23 protein-coding genes and 1 other RNA gene are annotated in these 24055 nt (G+C 43.3%); 19 read left to right on the top strand and 5 right to left on the bottom strand.

Annotated features, from left to right (window positions below; genetic code table 11):
- The first annotated feature begins 272 nt into the window (after positions 1-272).
- The 4 genes from OKW21_RS29585 to OKW21_RS29600 all read left to right on the top strand — a co-directional run bounded on the left by OKW21_RS29585 (position 273) and on the right by OKW21_RS29600 (position 3389).
- A complete protein-coding gene (locus OKW21_RS29585) occupies positions 273-1154 on the top strand; it encodes an alpha/beta fold hydrolase (protein WP_277486831.1) in 882 nt (293 codons plus the stop codon).
- On the top strand, positions 1132-1524 hold the full coding sequence (locus OKW21_RS29590) for a hypothetical protein (RefSeq protein ID WP_277486832.1): 393 nt from the start codon (positions 1132-1134) through the stop codon (positions 1522-1524). Before OKW21_RS29585 ends, OKW21_RS29590 begins: the two co-directional genes overlap by 23 nt.
- A 62-nt stretch (positions 1525-1586) precedes the next feature.
- Complete coding sequence (locus OKW21_RS29595; protein ID WP_277486833.1) at positions 1587-1754, top strand: hypothetical protein; 168 nt, start codon at positions 1587-1589, stop codon at positions 1752-1754.
- Positions 1755-1991: 237 nt separating this feature from the next.
- Entirely contained in the window at positions 1992-3389 is a 1398-nt protein-coding gene (locus OKW21_RS29600) for a hypothetical protein (protein WP_277486834.1), read from the top strand.
- A 366-nt stretch (positions 3390-3755) separates the two neighbouring features.
- On the opposite strand, the gene OKW21_RS29605 is transcribed toward OKW21_RS29600, so the two are convergent.
- From OKW21_RS29605 to ssrA, 3 genes are all read right to left on the bottom strand, one after another.
- Entirely contained in the window at positions 3756-4214 is a 459-nt protein-coding gene (locus tag OKW21_RS29605) for a hypothetical protein (protein ID WP_277486835.1), read from the bottom strand.
- A complete protein-coding gene (locus tag OKW21_RS29610; protein WP_277486836.1) occupies positions 4201-6315 on the bottom strand; it encodes an RHS repeat domain-containing protein in 2115 nt (704 codons plus the stop codon). The genes OKW21_RS29605 and OKW21_RS29610 overlap by 14 nt, the downstream gene beginning before the upstream one ends.
- Before the next feature lie 365 nt (positions 6316-6680).
- Positions 6681-7087: a transfer-messenger RNA gene (gene ssrA, locus OKW21_RS29615) on the bottom strand.
- A gap of 212 nt (positions 7088-7299) precedes the next feature.
- Here ssrA and OKW21_RS29620 point away from each other — a divergent pair.
- Genes OKW21_RS29620 through OKW21_RS29630 form a run of 3 tightly spaced genes read left to right on the top strand, consistent with a single transcriptional unit; the run spans position 7300 to position 11391 of the window.
- Positions 7300-8496, top strand: a complete 1197-nt coding sequence (locus tag OKW21_RS29620) for a pyridoxal phosphate-dependent aminotransferase (protein ID WP_277486837.1) — start codon at positions 7300-7302, stop codon at positions 8494-8496.
- Between the two features lie 46 nt (positions 8497-8542).
- A complete protein-coding gene (locus OKW21_RS29625; protein WP_277486838.1) occupies positions 8543-9589 on the top strand; it encodes a bifunctional heptose 7-phosphate kinase/heptose 1-phosphate adenyltransferase in 1047 nt (348 codons plus the stop codon).
- Positions 9586-11391, top strand: a complete 1806-nt coding sequence (locus OKW21_RS29630) for a TrkH family potassium uptake protein (RefSeq protein ID WP_277486839.1) — start codon at positions 9586-9588, stop codon at positions 11389-11391. Before OKW21_RS29625 ends, OKW21_RS29630 begins: the two co-directional genes overlap by 4 nt.
- Before the next feature lie 229 nt (positions 11392-11620).
- Here OKW21_RS29630 and OKW21_RS29635 read toward each other — a convergent pair whose 3' ends face one another.
- Positions 11621-12538, bottom strand: coding sequence for an NAD(P)/FAD-dependent oxidoreductase (locus tag OKW21_RS29635; protein ID WP_277486842.1), 918 nt, complete (start codon positions 12536-12538; stop codon positions 11621-11623).
- Between the two features lie 329 nt (positions 12539-12867).
- Here OKW21_RS29635 and OKW21_RS32640 point away from each other — a divergent pair, with 329 nt between their 5' ends.
- From OKW21_RS32640 to OKW21_RS29650, 4 genes are read left to right on the top strand one after another with little or no spacing between them, the layout of a single operon-like run.
- Positions 12868-13011 carry a heterodisulfide reductase-related iron-sulfur binding cluster gene (locus OKW21_RS32640; protein WP_338130097.1) on the top strand — a complete coding sequence of 48 codons (144 nt, stop codon included), beginning with the start codon at positions 12868-12870 and terminating at the stop codon, positions 13009-13011.
- The gene (locus tag OKW21_RS29640; protein WP_338130098.1) at positions 13004-13624 is read left to right on the top strand and encodes a heterodisulfide reductase-related iron-sulfur binding cluster; all 621 of its coding nucleotides are present in this window, start codon (positions 13004-13006) and stop codon (positions 13622-13624) included. The genes OKW21_RS32640 and OKW21_RS29640 overlap by 8 nt, the downstream gene beginning before the upstream one ends.
- The gene (locus tag OKW21_RS29645; protein WP_277486844.1) at positions 13608-14978 is read left to right on the top strand and encodes a lactate utilization protein B; all 1371 of its coding nucleotides are present in this window, start codon (positions 13608-13610) and stop codon (positions 14976-14978) included. Before OKW21_RS29640 ends, OKW21_RS29645 begins: the two co-directional genes overlap by 17 nt.
- A complete protein-coding gene (locus tag OKW21_RS29650; protein WP_277486846.1) occupies positions 14971-15552 on the top strand; it encodes a LutC/YkgG family protein in 582 nt (193 codons plus the stop codon). The genes OKW21_RS29645 and OKW21_RS29650 overlap by 8 nt, the downstream gene beginning before the upstream one ends.
- 60 nt (positions 15553-15612) lie before the next feature.
- Here OKW21_RS29650 and OKW21_RS29655 read toward each other — a convergent pair whose 3' ends face one another.
- Positions 15613-16092, bottom strand: coding sequence for an alpha-L-fucosidase (locus OKW21_RS29655; protein ID WP_277486848.1), 480 nt, complete (start codon positions 16090-16092; stop codon positions 15613-15615).
- Positions 16093-16418: 326 nt separating this feature from the next.
- On the opposite strand from OKW21_RS29655, the gene hppD reads away from it, so the two are divergent.
- The 8 genes from hppD to OKW21_RS29695 all read left to right on the top strand — a co-directional run bounded on the left by hppD (position 16419) and on the right by OKW21_RS29695 (position 24006).
- On the top strand, positions 16419-17552 hold the full coding sequence (gene hppD, locus OKW21_RS29660) for a 4-hydroxyphenylpyruvate dioxygenase (protein WP_277486849.1): 1134 nt from the start codon (positions 16419-16421) through the stop codon (positions 17550-17552).
- An 18-nt stretch (positions 17553-17570) separates the two neighbouring features.
- Complete coding sequence (locus tag OKW21_RS29665) at positions 17571-17828, top strand: four helix bundle protein (RefSeq protein ID WP_277486851.1); 258 nt, start codon at positions 17571-17573, stop codon at positions 17826-17828.
- Complete coding sequence (locus OKW21_RS29670; RefSeq protein WP_277487829.1) at positions 17789-17941, top strand: four helix bundle protein; 153 nt, start codon at positions 17789-17791, stop codon at positions 17939-17941. Before OKW21_RS29665 ends, OKW21_RS29670 begins: the two co-directional genes overlap by 40 nt.
- A 68-nt stretch (positions 17942-18009) precedes the next feature.
- Positions 18010-19167 (top strand): homogentisate 1,2-dioxygenase, encoded by a 1158-nt coding sequence (locus tag OKW21_RS29675; RefSeq protein WP_277486852.1) that lies wholly within the window; start codon positions 18010-18012, stop codon positions 19165-19167.
- 87 nt (positions 19168-19254) lie between these two features.
- A complete protein-coding gene (locus OKW21_RS29680; protein WP_277486855.1) occupies positions 19255-20520 on the top strand; it encodes a Glu/Leu/Phe/Val dehydrogenase dimerization domain-containing protein in 1266 nt (421 codons plus the stop codon).
- 663 nt (positions 20521-21183) lie between these two features.
- Positions 21184-21753, top strand: coding sequence for a hypothetical protein (locus OKW21_RS29685; RefSeq protein WP_277486859.1), 570 nt, complete (start codon positions 21184-21186; stop codon positions 21751-21753).
- 106 nt (positions 21754-21859) lie between these two features.
- Positions 21860-23104, top strand: a complete 1245-nt coding sequence (gene fahA / locus OKW21_RS29690; protein ID WP_277486860.1) for a fumarylacetoacetase — start codon at positions 21860-21862, stop codon at positions 23102-23104.
- On the top strand, positions 23101-24006 hold the full coding sequence (locus tag OKW21_RS29695) for a flavin reductase family protein (protein WP_277486862.1): 906 nt from the start codon (positions 23101-23103) through the stop codon (positions 24004-24006). The genes fahA and OKW21_RS29695 overlap by 4 nt, the downstream gene beginning before the upstream one ends.
- Positions 24007-24055: the final 49 nt, after the last annotated feature.

The following is a 24055-nucleotide window of genomic DNA, read 5'->3' on the forward strand; positions in this document are numbered from 1 at the left end:
TGAATCTTAATTTTAAACAGATGAAAAGTTACCTATTACTGCTTCTCACTATCGCCCTCACCACTGCGTAACCGCTCCAGTGGGGCAATCGTAATGGTCGTATTTGTTAATTTAACCCGAGGTCTTTAATAATCAGATTATCTATCAATCCATAACCGTTCTGGGGGCGCGTCCCCCGGGAGGAGTGAAAACTGAACCTGTTGTCTTATACTAATTGAATTCAACTACCTTCCATTTCAGGAACAAATTCAGAAAGCATTAACCACAATCATATGTCAGCATTATTTGATTCACCCAAAACAAGAAACATCATAGAAGCACTCTACTACCAAAAGTTAGATGAGTTGAACCTTTCCTACGAAAGTATAAAAGTAGAAACAAGCTTCGGAGATACCCATGTGCTTCTAATAGGGAAGAAAGATAATCCGCCGCTAGTCTTACTACACGGCTCCAACGGATGTGCGCCCATCGCCCTTGAGGCAATGAGGGGTTTAGAAAAGAACTTCCGTATGTATGCTATCGATTTGATTGGTCAACCTAACCTGAGTGAAGGCCTTCGCCCCTCTATGAAAGATCACTCTTACGGCCAGTGGTTGTACGAGCTACTGTCTCGGTTCAGTATCCGCGATGCCGTATTGGTCGGTATTTCGCTGGGTGGTTTCATTGGCTGGAAAGCGTTGGTGTACGACGAAAAACGAATTGCCCAGGCCTACCTTGTTGTACCGGCTGGCATTGTCAGTGGCCATCCACTACAAGCACTACAAAAAGTATTTTTACCGATAAAACTGTACCAGTGGCGAAGAAAACTATCTTACGTCCGTGATTTTCTACGTGAGCTGTTTACTGAAGAGGATGATTTTGCACGGGAGTTTCTCTCAGAAGTACTTCTTCATTTTGATCAGGATTTCTCACCCATCCCGCTGATTAGTCGGAAAGAAGCTCGAAAGATTAAAACCCCACTACATATCGTTGGGGCCGACGGGGATATACTTTTTCCGGGGGAAAAAATGCTACGAAGAGCGCATCAGATTTTTCCATCGCTAAAAAACACGATCTTGCTAGAAAACTCTCGCCACGTTCCGTCGGCGGCCGGTAATACTCAGATTGTAAACTTAATTAACCAACAATATCATGGAATCGCTATTCAACCCTAAGCTCGCTGGTAACACCCTACTCATCTTACTGGGATTGTTGATTGTCTTTCATGTGCTGGTTATGGTCGGTATTATTCCCTACGGCATCGTTTGGGCCGGTAAAATCCAAAACCGGCAGCAGATGCTCCGAATGGAATCTATTTCTTTGGTAATACTAGCACTGGCTATCCTTTTGGTAACATTACGAATGGGATATTTAACTTTTCTTAATTATCCGGCAGTGGTCAACGGAGGGGTGTGGGTACTATTCGCCTTCTTCTTACTCAACACATTAGGAAATTTAACGGCAAAAAGCCCCATTGAGAAATATGGCTTTGGTACGCTGACGTTGCTAATGTCGCTATGCTGTTTAGTGTTAGCTATTGGTTGAGTCGATCAACTGTAGGTTACAATGTTTACTCCTTGTTGTTGGTGAACCTAAAAACCAGATAAATGAAGCAAACAGTAACCATCTTTTTCCTTCTTCTGTTCACCGCCTACCTTTTAATTCCAAAAGAATCATTTGCTCAACGTACAGAAGAGACTGTTTCTATCACGGAGTTCTCTAAAGCAGTAGACTCAATCGTGATGTGTAAAATGCGCCAGTACACTTTTCGCTAAGCTTTGACCATACTTCTCAACAGCCAACAGATGACAATAATATAAACTGATGAATGAAAGTAATACACAATGGGCATCATCCTAAAACTAAACGTTCCTGCTAGCCACATTTCTCACTCATAAGATATATCGCTCTACTTACCTGGGTAAGTAAATTCATCACTTGGTTAGAATGTCACAATTAATCATAAGTATTTTTACGCGAAATATTATTCTTTCTTTCCCTGAAAATCACTTATGAAAAGATCATTCTTCACATTGGTATTAGCGTCTTTTATCAGTATATCTTCTCTTGCACAAACCAGCAAGCTTGATTTCGCTGTAGATAAAAAAGATGAACTGCTTGGCCACCTCAACTTAGGCAAGGCGGGCTTTGTAATTAAAACGGGTGTAAAAAAGACTTACTCTAAAGAACTCAACTGGATGCTTAGCTATTATACCAACGATAAGCAGCAACGCTGGCAGGTACCCATTGCTACCCACCAGGCTGAGAAAGGCCTGGGCCAGAATATTGTAGCCACTCCTGATGGGTCATATGTATATCATATAGAAAATATGGGGTGGAACGTAAGCAAAGGTACTAGTGAATCTGTCATCACCCAGATCAAAAGCTCGGGGGAGAGCAAAACTTTTGAGGTAGAAAAAGATACTTATGAGAAGATGGAGGGGGACTTCCAGGTACAGTTTGTAGATGATCAATACTTGTACATGCTCAATACCGAAGAAAACAAAAAAACCACCACCCTAAAGATCAACACTTTTTCCCATGATGACTTTACCTTCAAGCAGTTAAGTACTCAACTGCCCATTACAGACGAAGAGTGGAGATACATTACCCATAATGACAAGCACATCTGGCTGGCTACCAAAATCTTTGACGAGGATGGCACGAACGCCTTTACCAAAATCATCGCTGTAGACTTTGAGGGGACAAAGCAAAGGGAACAAACTCTGTTGATCAAACTTGAAGAGGATTATTTTAGTGGGTTTATACGCTTTGGCTATAACAAAGGAGCTAAACAAAACCAGGGCAGCGAAGAGCAATTCTACTCCTCCCGTTCTCATACCAGTTCAAACGGTAAGGCCCTCTCAAATCTTTTAGAGAATGGTTATACGCATGGGCACCTGATGATAGACGAAGCCAGAAACCTTATCATATGGTATGGTTTGTATGATCATAAAAACTCCAAGGCTAGCAATGCCGATATTGAGGGCTACTATCTGCAAGCCTATACATTGGACGGTAAACTTCTATGGCAATACAAGAGTGGTGAAAACGACCTGTTCCGCCAAGACAAGCGACTGATAAAGCAGTGTTTTGGTGTTGAAAGGAAAGCATTGGCTTATATCGCTGAAGATGGTAACTTCACCTTCCAGTTGGCTTCCCCTGAGATGGTACATACCGTGAGATTTGATCTTCATGGAAAGAAAATAGCAGAGCATTCTAACCCTCTTTACGATAAGATATTTGCTTACGATGATTTCTTTAGCTCATTCTCCGATAAGAAAATCAATGCTTACCTGGATGAGCATGCCTCTAAAAGGAAGGTATCTTATTTAGGCAATAATACTTGCAATGAAGATTTACTGATTGAGTTTGTAGAGGGAGAGCGTATGAGCCTGCTCAGCTGGTAAAGCATTTGTGCTCCATGTCTCCTTACTCAATGTGGTGAGGAGACATAGAACCTTTACGCAGCTATCTTTTCTTGAGATTGTCGCTAAGATTACCCAGGTTCCGGAGGGTTCTTTGGATTAGCTGGTTAGGCTTACTTCTCAGCAGCTCAAAGACCGCAGGCTTCTGCAACCCCTGGATGATCTGCGCCAGTTAGACGAAGATAAGCAGCGTACGCTCTTTGACCCTATGGATACCTATATCCGGGACTATTAAACTTGACAGGCTTTTGTTTCTTGAGTTTGGAGAATAAAAAGGCACGCATTACGCCGCCGGGCCACGATGGCTATAGCTAAACGCGCGCCAGAGGGGGCTATAATTTTTTCAATCTAATTATCAACTGTTTTAATACCATGTTCTTCTAGAAGTTGAAAGTATTTAAGCTTTTTATCTTTTGTGTTAAATCCACTAAGTATAATACTCTTATTAAAATCATCACCTTTAAATTTAAAGGTGACTACTAAACTTGGTGAATCTCTAGCTCCACCTTGATTATAAGCTACAGAATTAATTATTATTGGATAATAAACTTTTCTTCTTCTGATTAACCGTATTGGATATAAATATATAAGCTTATCTGAATATAATTTTACTCTATAAATAAAGTATCCTGCAATAATATACACTGTTATAAAACTTAGTATTAAGGATATTACAGCATGAATGTGCATTGCATTTAGGAGAAAGTATTCTGAAAAACCTATTACTAATAAAGTTGCAGTGCTAGTAATTAAAGAAAAACTTTCTTCAAAGATAGGTCCAATATCTTTAGGGTTATTTTTTTTCATCACTGTTTTGGGTTTCTAGTTTGTCTGAACTATAGTCATATACTCCATTGAGATCATTAAAAAAGTTTAATGAATTAATTCCATCAAATGGATTTCCATCATAAAAAATAGACTTAAAGTTATTTCCTATTCCCAGGAAATTAACTCCTAATTTAAATGTAGAATAATCATTCTGATCAAAATTCTCAGTAGCAAAATTTCCAAAAATATCATCAACACTAATAGCAATATTTGCGAAATCTAGCCCTACAGAAAAACTATTTGCAAGAGTTACACCACCAGAGGCATAAAGAGAAGATCCAAAGGAAGCTAATGCCCCCTCTATAATTGCTAAATTGGTTATTAACTTCAGGTTAAATTCTCTTTCATCTATATCTTGACTAATCCCATCATACATTTTAAATACAGCCTTTTCATAAGCTGCTTGTCTTTTCTGTAGTTCTCCTTGTCTTATTTCCTCAAGTTTATCTGTAGCATGGTGAATACTTGCGACATTGTCTCCTGGAGCAAAAACTCTGAATGGCCCTCCATTATTTCTGGTAATTGCCATGTTATATTCACTATCTGCCCCCCAACCCTTTTCCATAGATTGAAGTTTATCTTCTTTGTTAATCCAGTCATTTACACCATAGTACATGTTAGACGCAATAGCCATAACTTCAGACTCAGATTTACCCTCGATCATTGACGTAAATTTGGTGTACATTCCCAAACTATGAAAATGATAAGCCTCCAACCCATCTAAATCTACAGCTTGGATTGGTGTATTACTTGCAAACTGATAAGGCGTCAGCATGGGATAACTCTTCGTCAACGGGTCCACGCTCAAGAACTTCCCGATCTTCGGCGAGTATATTCTAAACCCGTAATCATAATTCGTGCTGCCAAAAGAATTATCCTTCATTTTGCCATTGAAGCCGAAACGGTAGTTTTCATCATCTACATCAGCGATATAGCTTCTACCTTCCATTTCCATACCGAACGGGTAGTAGTCGTGGAGGCTGGTAACAGTGGCCCAGGTAGAGTCAGCGTCCATATTGATGTTGTCGGTAATCACAGCCAGTACATTGCCCAGATGATTGTATAACTCATACTGGCGTTTGCCTAGTGTCTCATGGCCAGCTGCTGTTCCTCCCTTGTACATACCCAATCGGCTACTGCCATAAATAGGCTGCTCCGCCAAAGTAGAGTCCTGGTAGATGGCCAGCACATTGCCGGAGGCATCGCGTACATAAGTGGTGGTATGGGTAAAGCCTGCTCTATCCACTGCCTTCAGAATTCGGTTACCCGCACCATCATAGCGGTAAGTAACTTGAGTGCTATCATTATGCTTCACCTGCCGTACTTTGCCATAGGGGGTCCAGCTAATCTTTACTCCATCACTACTATCAGAGATCAGATTGCCTATCTCATCATATTGGTAGGTAGCATTGTCATCATCAATCTCATAGTTAGCTTCATCTACCCACTTGGCATGGAAACCACTGCCTGCAGTAGCATGGAAATCTGGTTTCAATGTAATGACCTCATTGGCTCTGAGTTGAGCGTTATATCTTCCATCAGCTGTTGTATTACCTTCTACCGTAATTTCTCGGTACACTTTGCCATCAGATTTTATGACTCCGCTATCATAAGTCTTACTATCATACCAAATCGTATCGGCAGGTATAGAGTCTCCCAGACTCGTTAGTTTATTGGTTCCTGCAGCATAGTTGTAGGTGTAATCATCCCTCAAGCTAGCCTGCTGGTTGTACCGTTGCAAGTTGAGCAGGTTTCCGTTAGCATCATAGCTGTAGTCAGTATCAAAAGCTTCAGCGCCACTGGTATTACGACTAGCAAAGCCAGTGCCTTCGCTATAATTGCTAAGGCTGCGGGAGAGTACCAAACGGTTGAGCTGGTCGTACTGATAAAGCATAGCCTGCATACCTGAGTTGTTGTTTTCTCCTTCCTCTCCGGCCATTCCTGCCAGATGGGTTTGCATCCAGGCAATGTTGCCATTATGCAATCCACTGTAATTATACTGCTCATTGAGTCGGGCCCACAGTTGATTATCTTCCTGCGTAGCGCCAATGCCATTAAAGTCGTCTTCATGATAGCCCAAAGCAAAGGCAATGGCGTCTTTACCGACCCGGCTGCCATTGATACCATCCTGGGCAGGGTCATTGGTTTCGGTACTGCCATTTACGCCTTTCAGCCAACCTTGTAGAGTGTAGTAGTAATCTAGCCCCTGTGACGAACGCTCACCCAGCTCTACCCGGGCTAAGGGGCCATGTGGATAGTAGAAGTATATCGCTTCGCTATTCCAGATAAAACCATCAAAAGAGCTTTTTACTTCTTAACCTATTCTTCTTCTTAAGAATAGATCATCTATGATATGAGCAAAACACAGAAAAACGAATAGATTTTTAACAAAAAACCCCTCAAATCTTAAAGATATGAAGGGTTTTGATGTTGCTTGAATCAAATTTGTGGAGCCGGAGGGATTCGAACCCTCGTCCAGTGAAGGCAACTATCGTGGATTCTACATGCTTATCCTTTTTTAGATTGTCGGGTAGTGAATGGTAAAAGGCAACCGAACACTACCTTAACTGCGATTAAATTTCGCATGGGCATCACAGTCCTGCCCACACTAGTTCTTCATTTCGACACCCTGGACCCAGCGCTTAAAGAACAGAAGCACTGCAGGATGTGGCCCGGGAGCGTTGTCGCTCAACCGCGAAGCCCAAATTTTAACCTAGAGGGTTAAAATTAGGCAGCCATGGCGTAATTAGATTCGCCAATTATAGTGTTAGAGCTATTGATCAAGGCACTCACTCTATGTGCCTGCATGCTTACACACGTAACCACACATCCTGTCAAAACCGGTCGGCCCCGTGTATGCAATATATAGACAAGCAAATTGCCCCCAAAGTTCATAAATTATTCACAATAAATCTAAAAATTGAAGTAATTTACTGGATGATCTGCTGAAAATATTCGCTACACTTTCAGCTTTAAACCTAGTATCTCTAAAGGCTAATCATTAATTTTGCCCCGTTTTGCTTTTTTTGGTCAAAACGTACCTATTACAAAATTCAAATACACTATGGAGCAACTATCCGACAGAATTAAGGCTATGGAAGAGTCGGCCACCATTGCCATGGCTCAAAAAGCACGTGAACTAAAATCAAAAGGGGCAGATGTCATTAGCCTGAGCCTGGGAGAACCGGACTTTAAAACACCTGCACATATCTGCGAAGCGGCCAAAGCAGCCATTGATGAAGGTAAATATTTTTCTTATTCTCCTGTACCCGGTTATCTGGACCTGCGTCAGGCCATCGCCGATAAGCTAAAGAATGAAAACCAACTCTCTTACACACCTGAACAGATAGTTGTCTCTACTGGTGCCAAGCAGTCTATTGCCAACACCTTTATGTGCCTGCTCAACCCTGGCGATGAGGTGATTGTCTATGCCCCCTACTGGGTAAGCTATGCGGAGATTATCAAACTGGCCGAAGGTGTACCCGTGCTTATCAACGGGACTATTGAAAATAATTTTAAGGCGACTGCCGACCAACTGAAAGCTGCAATCACCCCCAAGACCAAAGCAGTAATTTTCTCCTCTCCCTGCAACCCTACCGGAGCGGTATTCAGCCGTGAGGAACTGGAGGCTATGGCCAAAGCATTGGCTGACCGTCCGGATATCATCGTAGTAGCCGATGAAATTTATGAGCATATCAACTTCAGTGGTGAGCATGTAAGTATTGCTTCTATGCCCGGCATGATGGAGCGCACAGTTACTGTAAACGGTTTCTCCAAAGGCTTTGCCATGACCGGCTGGCGTCTGGGTTATATCGCTGCCCCACTACCCATCGCGAAAGCCTGTGGTAAGATACAGGGCCAGTTCACTTCCGGTACCAATGGTATCGCACAACGCGCTGCCATCGCGGCCCTCAAAGGAGATATGACGCCTACCAAAGACATGGCCAAAGCTTATCTTCGCCGCAGAGAGCTGGTATTGGAAAAACTACAGGAAGTGCCGGGGATCAAAACTTATGTGCCTAACGGAGCTTTCTATATTTTCCCCGATGTAAGCGCGTACTTTGGGAAGTCTGATGGAGAAACTACCATTAACAACGCCAGCGACCTCTGCATGTATGTGTTGAATACTGCTCACGTATCTCTGGTAACCGGAGAAGCTTTTGGTGCGCCTGACTGCGTGCGCCTGTCCTATGCCGCTTCTGACGAAGATTTGGTAGAAGCTATTCAGCGTATTAAAGATGCTCTAAGTAAACTGAAGTAAATAAAAAAAGAGAGTTCCTTCAGCCCGGAGGAACTCTTTCCTACCAATGGGAAAATCTTTGGATGAGATTTTTAATGCCTTCCGCCAGCTTAAGGTGCTGATTGTAGGGGATGTAATGCTAGACGCCTACATCTGGGGAAAGGCAGAGCGCATCTCTCCCGAAGCTCCCGTACCTATTGTACATGTCCGCAAGCGGGAAAAGAGACTGGGAGGCGCTGCCAATGTGGCTCTCAATGTTCAGGCTATGGGTGCCACACCTCTGCTCTGCGCAGTGATAGGTGATGATCATGCCGGTGAGGATTTTATCAACCTTCTGCATGCACAGAACATCACCGCTCAGGGGATCATCAAAAGCAAAAAGCGCCTCACCACTGTAAAAGAGAGAGTGATCGCCGGCTCACAACAAATGCTAAGAGTAGATTCTGAAGATGATGAGTTGCTCTGTGAAGATGACAGGCTTTCTTTGCTAAAAAGAATCAAAACTTTGATTCCTGAGACCGATGTCATCATTTTTCAGGATTACGACAAAGGCGTACTGAGCAAAGAGCTGATACAGGAGGTGATTGCCCTGGCTCAGAAACATAAGGTTCCTACAGCTGTAGACCCTAAGCGGCGTAATTTTCTGCATTACCGCAAGGCTACATTGTTCAAGCCAAACCTGAAAGAACTAAGAGAAGGCTTACAAGCCGAAAATTTAGCGATACATAAAGAAAAGCATGAAACCGCTTTAACCTTTGAACAGGCAATAGTACAGGCTTCTGATCGTCTCAAAGCGCTATTAGAAGTACAAAGCACTTTTATCACTATGTCTGAAAGGGGCGTTTACATAGATACTACATTCCAAGAACAGGAGGACAAACATATTATCCCTGCGCATATCCGGCAAATCTCGGATGTTTCCGGGGCAGGTGATACTGTCATCAGTATTGCCGCTCTTTGTCTCGCCTTGAACCTGGCTCCGCGATTACTGGCCGAACTTGCTAATCTGGGGGGAGGAATTGTATGTGAATATACAGGTGTAGTCTCCATTCAGCGGGACCGCCTTCTGGAAGAAGCCCTGAAAGTGCTTGGTCCAAATGCTTCTTCCTCATGAAGCTGAATAAAGATATCATCATAAAAAGGGTTAACAACCTTCTATACGACAGTCGCCCTAAAGTATTACGCATTGCCAGCATTATCAACCTGATCAGTTCTATACTGGGACTGGCCGTGTTGCTTTACAATTACGGATTCAATCTTACGCTTAAGGAGACAGCCAATGTATATCTGAGTATACATATTATTTTATGGATTTTTTTGCTCTCCTTCCTGCTCAGGTGGCTCTATGCCTTCCGGCGTATTGACTTCATTAGGAGGTCTCCGGTAGAGTCTTCAGTGATGGCCCTGCTGCTGATCAGGCAAGTCGTGAGGCTCTGGAGTGGGCCTGACTACCTGATGCATCAGTGGATTGATAGTATGAATGGTGGAGGCTTTTTTCATTACTTCACCACCGCTCTGCTTTTTCTCCTGCTCATACTGGAAGCTTCCAAGGCAAGTGTGCATTTAAGCAATATCAGGATTCGCCCCAATGCCGCATTTGTCCTTAGCTTTTTGCTCCTTATCCTGCTGGGAACAGGACTGCTGATGCTTCCTGCTATGACTACCCAGCCGGGTGGTATGAGCTTTATAGACGCGCTTTTTACTTCAGTAAGTGCGAGTTGTGTAACCGGGCTCATCGTAGTGGATACAGCCACTTTTTTTACTATGCGTGGCCAGACGGTGATCATGATACTTATCCAGCTGGGTGGTCTGGGCATGCTATCTTTTGCCACCTTCTTTGCTTCTTTTTTGAGCGGAGGTCTGGGTTTTCGTCAGAAAACGTTGATTCCGGATTATCTGGATACTGAAGCCCTTTCTTCTTCCGGCAAATTATTGCGCGAAATTGTCTTTATTACCTTTTTCATAGAGCTGGGGACCTGCGTACTTCTCTTTTTTACCTGGACCATTCCTTTTGACAGCCTGAGTGAGAAAATTTTCTTCTCCGCTTTTCATGCTATTTCTGCTTTCTGTAATGCAGGGTTCAGCATCTTTACCAATGGACTATATGAAGAGGTCGTCCGCAACAACTACATTCTGCATATGATCATTGCCGTTTCTCTCATTTTGGGCTCCATTGGCTTTACTCCTATCAAAGATATATTCTCTCCCGATCGCCTGCGTGACCGCCTGCAACACCCCTGGAAAGACTGGCTCCTGAGTACCAAGATTGCGGTCAATGTAGCCATCATATTATTACTTGCAGGCACTGTACTATTCTACTGGTTAGAAGAAGATAATGTACTGGCGGATATGAATCTTACTGAAGCTGTTCTAAGCAGTTTTTTCCAGTCGGCCACTACCCGAACCGCTGGCTTCAATACGGTAGACTTTTCTCAGTTATCCAATCCCTCACTTGTATTGTGTATGTTGCTTATGTTTATCGGAGGATCGTCTGCTTCTACTGCCGGAGGTATCAAGACCTCTACTTTTTATCTAATCCTTATGTCGGTCATCGCCATCAGCAGGGGGCAGTCACGTATTTATATCAGTAATCGCTATGTGCCTGCTGATATCCTGTACAAGGCTCTATCTATCTTTTTTTACGGCATCGCGATCAACGCCATTATGGTTTTTTTACTAAGCATGACAGAGGAAGGTATGGATATGATGGCCTTACTCTTTGAACAGGTTTCGGCTTTTGGCACTGTTGGACTAAGTACGGGTATCACAGCAGATCTGTCTACTGCCGGCAAATCTCTGATTATTGTCTCTATGTTTCTGGGCAGGATAGGAATCCTCACCTTTGCCGTTGCGCTCAGTACCCGGGTTACTACTGAAAACTTCAAATATCCTGCGGCTAACTTGATGGTGGGGTAGGACGTCAACAGGCAAAATCTTTAACAGACTTACAATAATTTTGAGCTATGTACATGGTAATCCTTTTAACCGGACTTATTTCACTTAAATGAATAGGGGGAATTTATGCAGTGTACTGGCTTGGTGGCTATGTGCATTGTCGCGTATAAATATTGATTCCCATGAATGATATATGGAGATTACTATTGCGCATTAAGGGCTGAGAATAAAAGTGGCCTTTTAAGAAATATTAATTATTGTTTAAGAACTCTTCCTCACAGAGTTTATTATTTACTGCGGCGCCGGCAGTAGTGCCGGTGGACACAGCGACCGAAACAGCACGCATGCTGGAATTATCGCCGCAGGCATAGACGCCTTCTACGCTGGTTTTTTGGAGGTTATCTACTTTAAGCAGCCCCAGCTCATTAAGTTGACAACCCAGTTTTTCCGGAATATCAGAGCTTTGGATAAAAGCCGGCCGGGCATACATCGTCTCTAGCGGAATTTGAGAACCATCATGAAAAGTCACTCCCTGAATTTGTTTATCCTGATGTTCTATACTTATCAGTGCTTTGTCTATGATCTCAATATTATTCTTTCGGATGATTTGTGTTTGCTCCGCATTCAGGGTAGGTTTTCCGTTGGTAAAAAGCATGAGGTTTTTTGTCCAGTTGGAGATTAATTGCACAAAATGAAATCCCATGTCTCCATTCGCCAGGATTCCGGTTTTCTTATGTCTTACCTCGTAGCCGTGACAGTACGGACAATGCAAAATAGAAACGCCCCAACACTCAGCAAATCCGGAAATATCTGGTATGATATCTTTTAGGCCGGTAGCAAATATTAATTTCTTTGCAGTAAAGCTTTCTCCAGAATGTGTCCTAATCTCAAAACCCTCATCAGTCTTCTGGGCACTGACCGCCTGCCCTTCATAAAAGTTGACAGTATCATACGCTTGTACCTGCACCCTGGCTACTCTTGCTATTTCTGTAGGTGTTTTTCCATCCTGAGTAATGAAATTATGCGAATGAGGCGTTTGCCGGTTGCAAGGCATATCACTGTCAATTATTAATACTTTTCTTAAGGCACGTCCCAGGCTCATTCCTGCTGAAAGCCCTGAATAGCTACCTCCTATGATGATGACTTCAAAATCCTTATTTTCCTTCATTTTCTGTTTTGGTTTTGATAAATGTAGGTATAATAGAATATTAAATGCAACAATGTTGCATAAATATATTTTAAACCGCAAAAGAATGAAGTATTGTCTGGCTGATAGCTAACAAAAAAGGGTATAGGTGGTATATAAAAAAAGGAATGAATACATTCCAATCCTAATAGACAGCTAACACAAAAGAACAGCAGGCATGGATGAGGCTATGAAAGCGATAGTGCAGGACAGTGCTTTCCTTCGTATTGTGTAGGTTGTGAAAAATTAGTTTTGATCTTTAGCGAATGCGAACTTTTAAACTCGTGAACCCTTAAACCCTAAACTCTTCTATGCATATTGGCCTGTTTGTTCCTTGTTATGTAGATCAGTTTTATCCCCAGGTAGCCATCGCTACGCTGGAGCTTCTTGAAAAGTTGGGTTATCAGGTGAGTGTGCCACCTGACCAGACTTGCTGCGGGGCAGCCTATGGCTAATTCGGGCTACGAAAGATACAGTACAAAGACGATGGAACTCTTCGTTAATAATTTTTCAGAATATGATTATGTAGTAGCGCCTTCCGGCAGTTGCGTATATCATATCCGTAAGCACTATGATATTTTAAAGCAGACACCTGAGGTACAGAAGATCAGAGAAAAAACATTAGATATTTGTGAGTTTCTGGTAAACCATGCTACAACTGATGCTCTCAAGAGCAGCTTTCCTTATAAAGTAGGCTTGCATCAAAGTTGTCATGGACAGCGCGGGTTGCGTTTTGCCAAATCTTCGGAAGTAGTAGGAGAGCCTTTTTCTATTGTGAGTCAACTTCTGGAAAAGGTAGAGGGGATAGAACTAATTGACCTGCAAAGGGCTGATGAGTGTTGTGGCTTTGGAGGTACTTTCGCCGTAGCCGAGGAAGCGGTATCTGTTAAGATGGGCAAAGACCGTATTCAGGATCATATCCTGAATGGCGCGCAAGTCATCACAGGCACAGATATGTCTTGCCTGATGCACATGGAAGGGATCATCAGAAGAAGGAAACTGCCTTTGCGAATTATGCACATAAGCGAAATTTTAAATCATACCGAGCAACATGAGCCATCCGTCTGAAGCAAAGAAGTTTGTAAAAAACGAAAACCGGGTCAACTGGCATGACCAGTCGCTCTGGCATGTGAGAGAAAAGCGGGACAAGGCAGTAAACCTCTTTCCGGAGTGGGAGCAACTGCGAGAAAAAGCTTCCCAGATCAAGTCTCACTCGCTTTCCAACCTGGATTATTACCTGGAAGAGTTTGAGAAAAACGCGACTGCCAATGGTATTAAGGTGCACTGGGCGAGTGATGCGATAGAGCACAATGAGATTGTGTTCAATATTTTCAGAGAACATGGCGTCAGGCGCATCGTCAAGAGTAAATCTATGCTAACCGAAGAGTGTCATCTCAACCCTTTTCTGGAAAAACATGGCGTAGAAGTGATTGACTCTGATCTGGGAGAAAGAATCGTGCAACTGGCTAAGGAAACACCTTCGCACATCGTAATGCCTGCCATCCATAAAAAAAAGATAGAAATAGATGAGCTTTTTCAGAAGCATTTGCATACCCGGCCAAGCAACGGAGACGAAAATTACCTGACTGCTGCTGCCCGTGAGCACCTGCGACAAAAATTTATGAAAGCTGATGCGGCACTTACCGGCGTCAATTTTGGCATCGCTGAAACAGGAGAGTTCGTAGTCTGCACCAACGAAGGAAATGCTGATATGGGTGTGCATCTGACTCCACTGCACATTGCCAGCATGGGTATAGAAAAGATAATCCCTCGCTATGAAGATTTAGGCGTTTTTATCCGGCTGCTGGCACGTAGTGCTACCGGGCAACACGTGACCACATATACTTCCCAGTTTCGTAAGCCGCGCGAGGGGGCGGAGCTCCATATCATTCTGGTAGATAATGGCAGGACCGTACAATTGGGAAGAGAAAAGTACCGGAGGTCATTACACTGTATCCGATGTGGCGCCTGCATGAACACCTGCCCGGTCTATCGCCGTAGCGGTGGACATTCTTATCAGTCAGTAGTTCCTGGCCCGATTGGTTCAATTCTCTCTCCCGGCATTGATATGAAAAAACATGCGTCTCTGCCTTTTGCATCATCCCTTTGCGGCTCCTGCTCAGATGTATGCCCGGTGAAGATTGATATCCATAAGCAGCTTTATTCCTGGCGGCAGGATATCACCAGAGAAGCCAATGAAGAGCCTGCCAAGAAATTTTCCATGAGATTTGCCGGATGGCTGTTCACCCATCCCAATCTTTATAAGAAGGCAGGAAAGTTTGGAAGAAAGGCACTGAAAATACTACCCCGTTGGATGATATATAACTCGCTCAATGCCTGGGGCAAGCAGCGCGAAATTCCAGAACCGCCAAAGCAAAGTTTTCAGGAATGGTATCAGCAAAACAGACAAAAAAATGGGTAAAGCAGAGATTCTTAAAGCCATAAAAAAGAATAAACCTGAAAAACTCCCCATACCGTCTCTGGACTTTCCGTCATCTAACGGACAAGACTTAAAAACCCTTTATGAGGAAAGACTAACTGCCGGAGGCGGTGAAGTAATCTCCGCAAAGGATAAAGCAGAGGCAGAAGCGATCGTCAAAGAACGTATGGGGGATTACAAGTTTGTGGCCGGTGCATTTGAAGCTCTCAATACGATTGATTTATCGGCCATCCGTGATCCGCATGAACTGGAACTGCTAGACCTGGCTGTTTTTGAGGGAGTATTGGGCGTAGCTGAGAATGGTGCCATCTGGGTCAATGAAGAAGTTTTAGTTCATAGAGCGGCACCCTTTATTACACAGCATCTTGTGCTGTTCATCCGAGAAGACCAGCTGGTAGATAAGATGCACGAAGCTTACAAAAGGCTACGCGCACATGATTACGGGCATGGTGTGTTTATTGCCGGACCTTCCAAAACAGCTGATATTGAACAATCACTTGTCATTGGTGCCCACGGCCCCAAAAGCCTACTGGTCATTATGCTACCACCCGCATAAAAAAAGCCTACCATTATCAGGCAGGCCTTTTTGCGCACTTATGAGAATTCGTAATGTCAGTTATGAAGTAGTCCCATTCTTATCAAGCCTAATAACATGGGCGGGAGAATCATCAGAAAGCTGAAACGTATGGCGATTATTCGCTGCTCCCTCCTTTTTTTTATGATAAATGTCCGCGATAACCGCTTTGACACTAAAAGCCTGAGGACTGCCGATATCGGTTCGGAGTATCCAAGGGGCATAGCGCTCCATCAGCTCATGCCAGTGAGCATCGATATCTTCAGTGTACTCCTCTATAGCTTCAGTAGGCATGTCCGTTCCCTTTGCCCGGCTCGGAACAGCATATAAATCCCAGTGAATGAATATGTCCAGCTTTGCATCCTGATACCATGCCGGTAAAGGGTGTTGAGAGGTAGAGGTTTCAGTTGGTGGGAATGAAATGCTTGTAGATACAAAAGATTCTTCCTCCTTATTTTGTTGTGGAGTAGAGCTGGTATGGCTTAGACAGCTAACTACAAAAGGTAAAATTAATCCAGGCATGGCAGGGTTTAGCTTAGAATGCTTGAGTACACTCAAAGGCTTAATTAAAGCCATAATAACCAATAAAAAACAAATCTATACTATTGGGTGAAAATTTGTAAAGAAATAATCAAAATAGTATAAATATCGTTTATTAATAAAAAAAGAGTCTGCTTTAGTTATAATATTAAAAATTTTAAAAAATAAAGCCAAAGAAAGTGCGTAATCATAAACTACCAGAAATGTTGTTTTTTTAATAACATTGGTACTGCCAGCCTTGAGCGAATAAGGCTGTATTTTGGATAAGTATTTACTTTTTAAACTTTCAACATAAACCTAAGGAGTATATGCATACGGAATCCTCTTTATCTGAAAAAATTACTGCCGAAAAAGATATTTTACCCATACAAGGGACTTACTATGTGGAGTTTTATGTGGGTAATGCCCGGCAGGCTGCTTATTACTATCATTATGTGTTTGGTTTTAACATTACTGCTTACCGTGGTCCGGAAACCGGGCACAAAGAGTCGGCCAGCTATCTTTTGGCTCAGAACAAACTTCGTTTTATCCTGACTTCTCCCCTTACTCCGGACAGTCCGACCGCCGATCATATTCACCGACATGGAGACGGGATTAGAGACATTGCCCTCTGGGTAGAAGATGCTCGCAAATCTTTTCGAGAAACAGTAAGCCGTGGAGCCCAGGCGGTACATGAACCTTATACGCTCAAAGATGATGATGGAGAAGTGGTGATGGCTTCTATCGCTACTTATGGAGACACTATTCACACATTTGTAGAAAACCGTAAGTATAAGGGTTTATTTCTCCCGGGCTTCCGCCCCTGGAAAAATGAAAACCTGACAAATCGCTCAGTAGGACTAAAGTATGTGGATCATATGGTCGGTAATGTAAATCTGGGCGAAATGAACAAGTATGTGCAGTTCTATGCCGATGTGATGGGCTTCAAGCAGCTGGTCTCTTTTGACGACAAAGATATTTCTACCAAGTATACCGCCCTGATGTCTAAGGTGATGTCTAATGGCAATGAGCGCATCAAATTCCCGATCAACGAACCGGCGCCCGGCCTGAAAAAGAGCCAGATTGATGAGTACCTGGAATTTTACAGAGGCCCGGGCGTGCAGCATATCGCTATTGCTACCGACAACATTATTCAGACAGTCAGCCAGCTAAGAAATAACGGGCTGGAGTTTCTCAGAGTACCTGATAATTATTACGACACATTAAAGGAAAGAGTAGGCGACATTGAAGAGCCGATAGAAGAACTCCGAAAGCTGGGCGTGCTGGTAGACCGGGATGATGAAGGCTATCTGCTGCAAATTTTCACCAAACCAGTGCAGGACCGACCCACCCTATTCTATGAAATCATCGAACGTAAAGGTGCTCGCTCATTCGGCAAAGGTAACTTCAAAGCCCTGTTTGAGGCGATTGAAAGAGAGCAGGAACTTCGTGGCAACTTATAACAATGAACAATTAGCAATGTGCAATTGACTTTTGACAGCAATGAGAGAAAAAATCCTGTGCAGGAGAAGTCATTTGCTTTTGCTATGCGCATTGTTCGTGTATATCAACATTTAGTTAAAGAACAAAAGGAACTTGTGCCCTCCAAGCAGTTGATAAGCTGTGGAACAAGTGTGGGAGCTAAGGTAGAAGAAGGAATCGGAGGAATATCTAAAAAGATTTCCGGGCTAAGTAATCCATTGCCTATAAAGAAGCACGGAAGGCCAAGTACTGGTTAAAGGTATTAAAAGCTACTGATTACATTGATGAAAAAGCCTATGAGTCTTTAATGAAAGACTGTGAAGAATTGCTCAAACTACTATTTGTCATTATCAAAAACTCAAAAGAGTAAGAACAAAAGACTTTAACTATCTCCCGGAAATTGTTAATCGTTCACTGCACATTGAAAATTGAAAAGAAATGGCTTACTACATACAGCGCGGAAAGGTTCCGCCCAAACGACATACCCAATTCAGAAAAGAAGACGATTCGCTCTATTATGAGGAGGTGATCGGAGCGGAAGGCTTTAGCGGCATTTCTTCTATTGCCTACCACATTCATCCCCCGACCTCTATTGAAAAAGTAGGTGAGACAAAGGAATATGCGATACAATTTGCCGACAGCAAAAATATGCAGCACCGTCACCTGAAAGGTGCCAGCCTTTCTTCAGGAGGTGATTGGCTGAGCGGACGTAAGTACATCATGGGCAATGAGGATGTAAAACTGGCCATCTGTCAGCCTACGGAAAATATGAATTACTACCTCCGCAATGCTTCCGCCGACGAACTGGTGTATGTACATGATGGAGAAGGTGAATTGTGGAGCCCCCTGGGAAAAGTAAAATTTACGGCTGGCGACTATGTGCATGTTCCCCGGACCATTACCCACCAGTGGAAAATTAATCTGGACAAGCCCAGCCGCTTTCTGGTGATAGAGAGTAATTCTGAAGTACGTTTTCCCAAAAAGTACCGCAATCAGTTTGGACAGCTTTTGGAGCATAGTCCTTACTGCGAGCGGGATATTAAAGCACCACAGGCCATTGAGCCTATAGATGAAAAGGGTGAGTTTGAGGTCAAAATCCTGAAGCATGGACAATTGCATAGCTTCCTCTACTCCTACCATCCTTTTGATGTGGTGGGTTGGGATGGTTATATGTATCCTTATGCCATCTCCATTCATGACTTTGAGCCTATCACCGGGCGTATCCATCAGCCGCCTCCGGTACACCAGATGTTTGAAGCGCGTAACTTTGTGGTCTGCTCCTTTGTCCCTCGTCTGTTTGACTACCACCCTAAGTCTATTCCTGCGCCATACAGCCATTCCAACATAGATTCCGATGAGGTGCTGTTTTATGCGGAAGGAGATTTTATGAGTCGCAAAGGGGTAGAGCGGGCTTCTTTTACCCTGCATCCCGGCGGCATGCCGCATGGACCACATCCGGGAACGGCAGAAGCCTCTATCGGCAAGAAAGGAACCGAAGAACTGGCGGTGATGGTAGATACTTTTCGACCGCTAAAGCTCACGCAACAGGCATTAGAGATAGAAGATCAGGCATACATTTATTCATGGAAAATTTAACTAGTCAATCGTCCCTGGTCATTTGCGTTGATTTTTAGAGAAAAGGCATGACAAATTACCGGAGACTACTGACTACAGACAAAAAATATGAAGAAGCTATTAAAAGAGTTTGAAGAGCGGAAACCTGAGATCGTATTTGAATGGAATGATCCTGAGACAGAAGCCGAAGGTTGGGTAGTCATTAACTCATTAAGAGGAGGGGCTGCCGGTGGAGGTACGCGCATGCGCAAAGGTCTGAACCGCCATGAAGTAGAATCGCTGGCCAAAACCATGGAAATCAAATTCACCATCTCCGGCCCTGCAATTGGAGGTGCTAAATCAGGCATCAACTTTGACCCGGATGATCCCCGCAAAGATGGGGTGCTGCGCCGCTGGTACCGTGCTGTGACTCCGCTGCTGAAAAATTATTACGGGACCGGAGGTGATCTGAACGTAAATGAAGTAGAGGAAGTCATTCCCATCACCGAAAGCTACGGGCTGTGGCATCCGCAGGAGGGCATCGTCACCGGACACTATCTGTCTTCCGATCCGCAAAAGATCAAACAACTGGGACAACTCCGACAGGGTGTTTCCAAAAAGCTGGAAGACTCACATTTTACACCTTGCCTGGCTCATAAATATACAGTCGCGGATATGGCTACCGGCTATGGTGTGGCACAGTCCGTCATCCATTACTATGATTTGTGGGAAGAAAAAATAAGCGGCAAAAGAGCCATTATACAGGGTTGGGGAAATGTAGGGGGGGCTGCTGCCTATCATCTGGCAAAATATGGCATACAGATCGTAGGTATCATTGACCGCAATGGCGGACTGATCAAAACTGAAGGCTTTCACTTTGAGGAGATACGGGACTTGCTGCTGAACAGAGTGCAGAATACTCTGACCGCAAAGAGCCTGTTATCTTTTGAAGAGGTCAATGAAAAAATCTGGCAGGTAGGTGCGGAAGTGTTTATCCCTGCCGCTTCCTCCCGTCTGGTGACGCAGGAACAGCTCAACAGTATGATTGAGTGTGGGCTGGAAGTTATTGCGCCAGGCGCTAACGTCCCTTTTAAAGATCAGGAAATCTTCTTTGGTCCTATCGCAGAATATGCCGATCAGCACATTGCCCTTATTCCTGATTTTGTTGCCAACTGTGGGATGGCAAGAGTATTTGCCTACCTGATGGAAAGCGAAATTGAAATCACCGATGAGGCTATCTTCAGGGATGTGTCACAAACCATCCGCGAAGCGCTGGAAAAAATTCACCAGCAGAATCCCCAGTCTGTGAATATCGCCAAAACCGCTTTTGAAATCGCCCTGAAAGAGCTGCTGCAGAAAGATCAACATGACGAAAAAGAAATATTGATGAGGTAAGTGCCGGGATATTTTGAAAAGCTAGAGTTGTCAATAAGTATTTGCATTTCAGTGCGTTGGCCGGAATATCCGGCGGGCGAGTGGTAGCATGTACGTTGAAGCGTTCGGAGATTTCCAGCCTGGAGGGCTAGACTTTTTTGACGGTCCGCCGCTGCGGTTACTTTTTGTGGCAATGACAAAAAGTAACAAAGCGATTAACTTAAGGGTAAAATAAAAGTTCGTAAGTAGCAATTATCAAAACCATACCCTTAATAATGCTCTAGTAAAAAACATTATTAGCAATATAATTAGGAATATGACTTTATATGAAGAGTATGTTTCTGGCTGGAAAGAGTTTGAGGCGAGACTATATACCTTTAATGAAAATACAAGGAAAAAGGTTGTAAATAGACTTAGAAAAGAAACGGATAGAATGAACTTTCTATCCCTAATTACCGAAGTTAATTTCAGTTTATTATGTACTCAAAATGCCGTGTCTATTGAATATGAAAAAAATATAAAACAGGGAATAAAGAACAGGCGCCAGACTGGACGTTTGATTTAAATGGGTAAATAATCATTAGTGAAGTTTTAAGGCTTAATCCTTCACAAAAAGATCAAGATAGAAATGACTTTGAAAAACAACTTATTGATCAAATTAAACAGATAGAGGGTAATTACTATTTGGCGATAGATTATAAAAATGAATATTTCCAACCAACTGATTATGATCTGGAGCAGATAATTAAAGAATTGATGTTATGGTTTTCAGAAAAAAAGAGTTTGTTAGATCATATTACCTTGCTTGATAATTTTACTTTCACAGTTGTAAAGGTTAATACCAGTCATAAAAAAATTCTTGCAGTAGGTAATTTTAACTCGATAAACATTGATAATCGAAGAATAGAATCCAGTAATAGCGAGTTTTATAAAAAAATTGATAAATATGCTGAATTGATTGAATATACGAGAATGCCATCTATCATCAGCCAAAATTTAGATCCTGATAATGGAATGGATACAGATAATGTTTACTCATTCTTATATGGGAAAAGTGTATATAATAATATAATTAACTCTGAGTATACTGATCACATATCTGGGCTATTTTATGACAATATAAACGCTAAGAAGTATCTTAGTGGAGTGATGTTAAAACACCATAAAGCTTATACATTCTTTTATAACTACTCTAAAGAAAACAAACTAAATATTGCCAATCGATACTTTTTTGAAAAATTTAAGTACAAATAGTTCTAGTAACATTCAGCAAATATCTCTGTTAGAAAGCCACTACATTGCTTGCCTTTGTTGTAAAAGCCGCAGAAGAATCTTTTTAGCCTTTTAAAAAATCATTTTTATGCCTCAATCCCCCTGGCTCAACATTACTGACAACAGTGATTTCAGCATTTACAATTTGCCCTACGGCGTGTTTTCCACAGCTACTCGTCGGCCCAGAGTGGGCGTAGCCATTGGAGAGTATATTATAGACATGGCGGCAGTGGCGGGCAGAGGTAAATTTCATGACCTTAAGGTTCCTCTGGAAGTGTTTGAAGCATCCAGCCTCAACGCTTTTATGCACCTGGGTAGAGCAAGGTGGAAGGCAGTACGGCAGCGATTAATTCAGTGGGTGAGTCAGGAAAATTCTCCTCTGGAACAGCTTAAAGGTGAATGCCTAATACGGCAGTCTGAGGCCCGTATGCATCTGCCTGTACAGATCGGTGATTATACCGATTTTTATGCCAGCGAGGAGCATGCTACCAATGTAGGCACAATGTTCAGGGGCAAAGAGAATGCCCTGGTGTCCAACTGGAAACATATGCCTATCGCCTATCATGGCAGGGCTTCATCCATTGTAATTTCCGCTACGGATATTCATCGGCCCAAAGGGCAGATTATGCCTAAAGATGCGGAAACTCCTGCCTTTGCGGCGAGTCAAAAGCTGGACTTTGAGCTGGAAATGGCCGCCGTGATTGGCAAAGACTCTGAGCTAGGACATCCTGTCTTAACCGAAGAAGCTGAAGATCATATTTTTGGTTTTGTCCTCTTCAACGACTGGTCGGCACGAGATATTCAGCGATGGGAGTATGTGCCCCTAGGGCCTTTTTTGGGTAAAAATTTTGCCTCTTCCATCTCCCCCTGGATTGTGCCGCTGGAAGCCTTACAAGCCTTTCAGACAGATGGCCCGGAACAGCATCCGGTGCCCCTGCCTTATCTGCAAAAAAATAACCCGCGAAACTTTGACATCCAACTGGAAGTAAGCCTTCAGCCCGAGCAGGGCGAGAAGCAAATCATCAGCCGAACTAATTTTAAGCACATGTATTGGAGTATCCATCAGCAGATCGCACACCATACCGTTAATGGATGTAACCTCAGAGTAGGCGACCTGCTGGCTTCAGGCACCATCAGTGGCAAGGCTACCGGTAGCCAGGGAAGCATGCTGGAACTGAGCTGGAACGGTGAACAGCCTCTTCAAATGAACAGTGGTATCCACAGATCGTTTGTAGAAGATGGAGACACCATTTGTATGACAGGCTTCGCCCGGAAAGAAAACATACACATAGGTTTCGGTGAAGTCAAAACCAAAATATTGCCTGCCTTATGAAATCCATTCGTCCTGCTGACGTAAGCGCCCGTGATTTTTACAGCTACATGGTGGGGGCAGTTGTCCCACGCCCGATTGCCTTCGTCAGTTCTATCAGTGCGGAAGGAAGGGTAAACCTTAGTCCTTATAGTTTTTTCAATGCAGTAAGCGCAAAACCACCCATCCTCATTTTTGCTCCGGTGAATAGCATGCGGGACGGTAGCACTAAAAACACGCTGGATTATGTGCTAGAGCATGACGAGGTAGTCATCAATATCGTGAATCATACCATGCTGGAACAGATGTCTCTGGCCAGTACAGCTTATCCCAAAGGGGTGAATGAGTTTGCCAAATCCGGATTAACGGAAGCTGCTTCTCAATTGGTCAAACCCCCACGTGTCGCTGAATCTCCGGTGGCCTTTGAGTGTAAAGTAAAGCAGGTAATTCCACTGGGAGATGAGGGAGGAGCAGGTAACCTGGTGATTTGTGAGGTGCTGCTGGTGCATATCCATGAAGAAGTGCTGGATGAGAAAGGGAATATCCATCCGCAAAAGCTAAATGCTATCGGCCGTATGGGCGGAAGCTTTTACTGCCGCGCCAGTGGTGATGCTGTTTTTGAAGTGATACGCCCGATCAAAGAGCATGGGATAGGTGTAGATCAGTTGCCGGAAGCTATTCGGAAGAGTAGCATTCTGACAGGCAGCAATCTGGCCAAATTAGCCACTGTTGCAGCTATTCCTGATCTTGATCATGTTCAGCGCTATGCCGAAGATTCCGAAATACAACGAACATTAAAACAGTACTCAACCGATTCCAGGCAGTTGACAGAAGCTATACACAGGCTTGCTCAGCAGTATCTGGATAAAGGAGATACCGATAAAGCCTGGGGAGCGTTAATCCTTGCCTTAGAGCATACCAAATAATTTTATGAGATAACAAGAAGTAATAGCTACTGATTTTTTTGGTAGTTGA

The organism is Catalinimonas alkaloidigena (assembly GCF_029504655.1).
Taxonomy (GTDB): Bacteria; Bacteroidota; Bacteroidia; order Cytophagales; family Cyclobacteriaceae; genus Catalinimonas; species Catalinimonas alkaloidigena.

Bases quoted from the DNA above. Each gene is read 5' to 3' on its own strand.
- OKW21_RS29585 (WP_277486831.1), top strand. From the start codon at position 273: ATGTCAGCATTATTTGATTCACCCAAAACAAGAAACATCATAGAAGCA.
- OKW21_RS29590 (WP_277486832.1), top strand. From the start codon at position 1,132: ATGGAATCGCTATTCAACCCTAAGCTCGCTGGTAACACCCTACTCATC.
- OKW21_RS29595 (WP_277486833.1), top strand. From the start codon at position 1,587: ATGAAGCAAACAGTAACCATCTTTTTCCTTCTTCTGTTCACCGCCTAC.
- OKW21_RS29600 (WP_277486834.1), top strand. From the start codon at position 1,992: ATGAAAAGATCATTCTTCACATTGGTATTAGCGTCTTTTATCAGTATA.
- OKW21_RS29605 (WP_277486835.1), bottom strand. From the start codon at position 4,214: ATGAAAAAAAATAACCCTAAAGATATTGGACCTATCTTTGAAGAAAGT.
- OKW21_RS29620 (WP_277486837.1), top strand. From the start codon at position 7,300: ATGGAGCAACTATCCGACAGAATTAAGGCTATGGAAGAGTCGGCCACC.
- OKW21_RS29625 (WP_277486838.1), top strand. From the start codon at position 8,543: ATGGGAAAATCTTTGGATGAGATTTTTAATGCCTTCCGCCAGCTTAAG.
- OKW21_RS29630 (WP_277486839.1), top strand. From the start codon at position 9,586: ATGAAGCTGAATAAAGATATCATCATAAAAAGGGTTAACAACCTTCTA.
- OKW21_RS29635 (WP_277486842.1), bottom strand. From the start codon at position 12,538: ATGAAGGAAAATAAGGATTTTGAAGTCATCATCATAGGAGGTAGCTAT.
- OKW21_RS32640 (WP_338130097.1), top strand. From the start codon at position 12,868: ATGCATATTGGCCTGTTTGTTCCTTGTTATGTAGATCAGTTTTATCCC.
- OKW21_RS29640 (WP_338130098.1), top strand. From the start codon at position 13,004: ATGGCTAATTCGGGCTACGAAAGATACAGTACAAAGACGATGGAACTC.
- OKW21_RS29645 (WP_277486844.1), top strand. From the start codon at position 13,608: ATGAGCCATCCGTCTGAAGCAAAGAAGTTTGTAAAAAACGAAAACCGG.
- OKW21_RS29650 (WP_277486846.1), top strand. From the start codon at position 14,971: ATGGGTAAAGCAGAGATTCTTAAAGCCATAAAAAAGAATAAACCTGAA.
- OKW21_RS29655 (WP_277486848.1), bottom strand. From the start codon at position 16,092: ATGCCTGGATTAATTTTACCTTTTGTAGTTAGCTGTCTAAGCCATACC.
- hppD (WP_277486849.1), top strand. From the start codon at position 16,419: ATGCATACGGAATCCTCTTTATCTGAAAAAATTACTGCCGAAAAAGAT.
- OKW21_RS29675 (WP_277486852.1), top strand. From the start codon at position 18,010: ATGGCTTACTACATACAGCGCGGAAAGGTTCCGCCCAAACGACATACC.
- OKW21_RS29680 (WP_277486855.1), top strand. From the start codon at position 19,255: ATGAAGAAGCTATTAAAAGAGTTTGAAGAGCGGAAACCTGAGATCGTA.
- fahA (WP_277486860.1), top strand. From the start codon at position 21,860: ATGCCTCAATCCCCCTGGCTCAACATTACTGACAACAGTGATTTCAGC.
- OKW21_RS29695 (WP_277486862.1), top strand. From the start codon at position 23,101: ATGAAATCCATTCGTCCTGCTGACGTAAGCGCCCGTGATTTTTACAGC.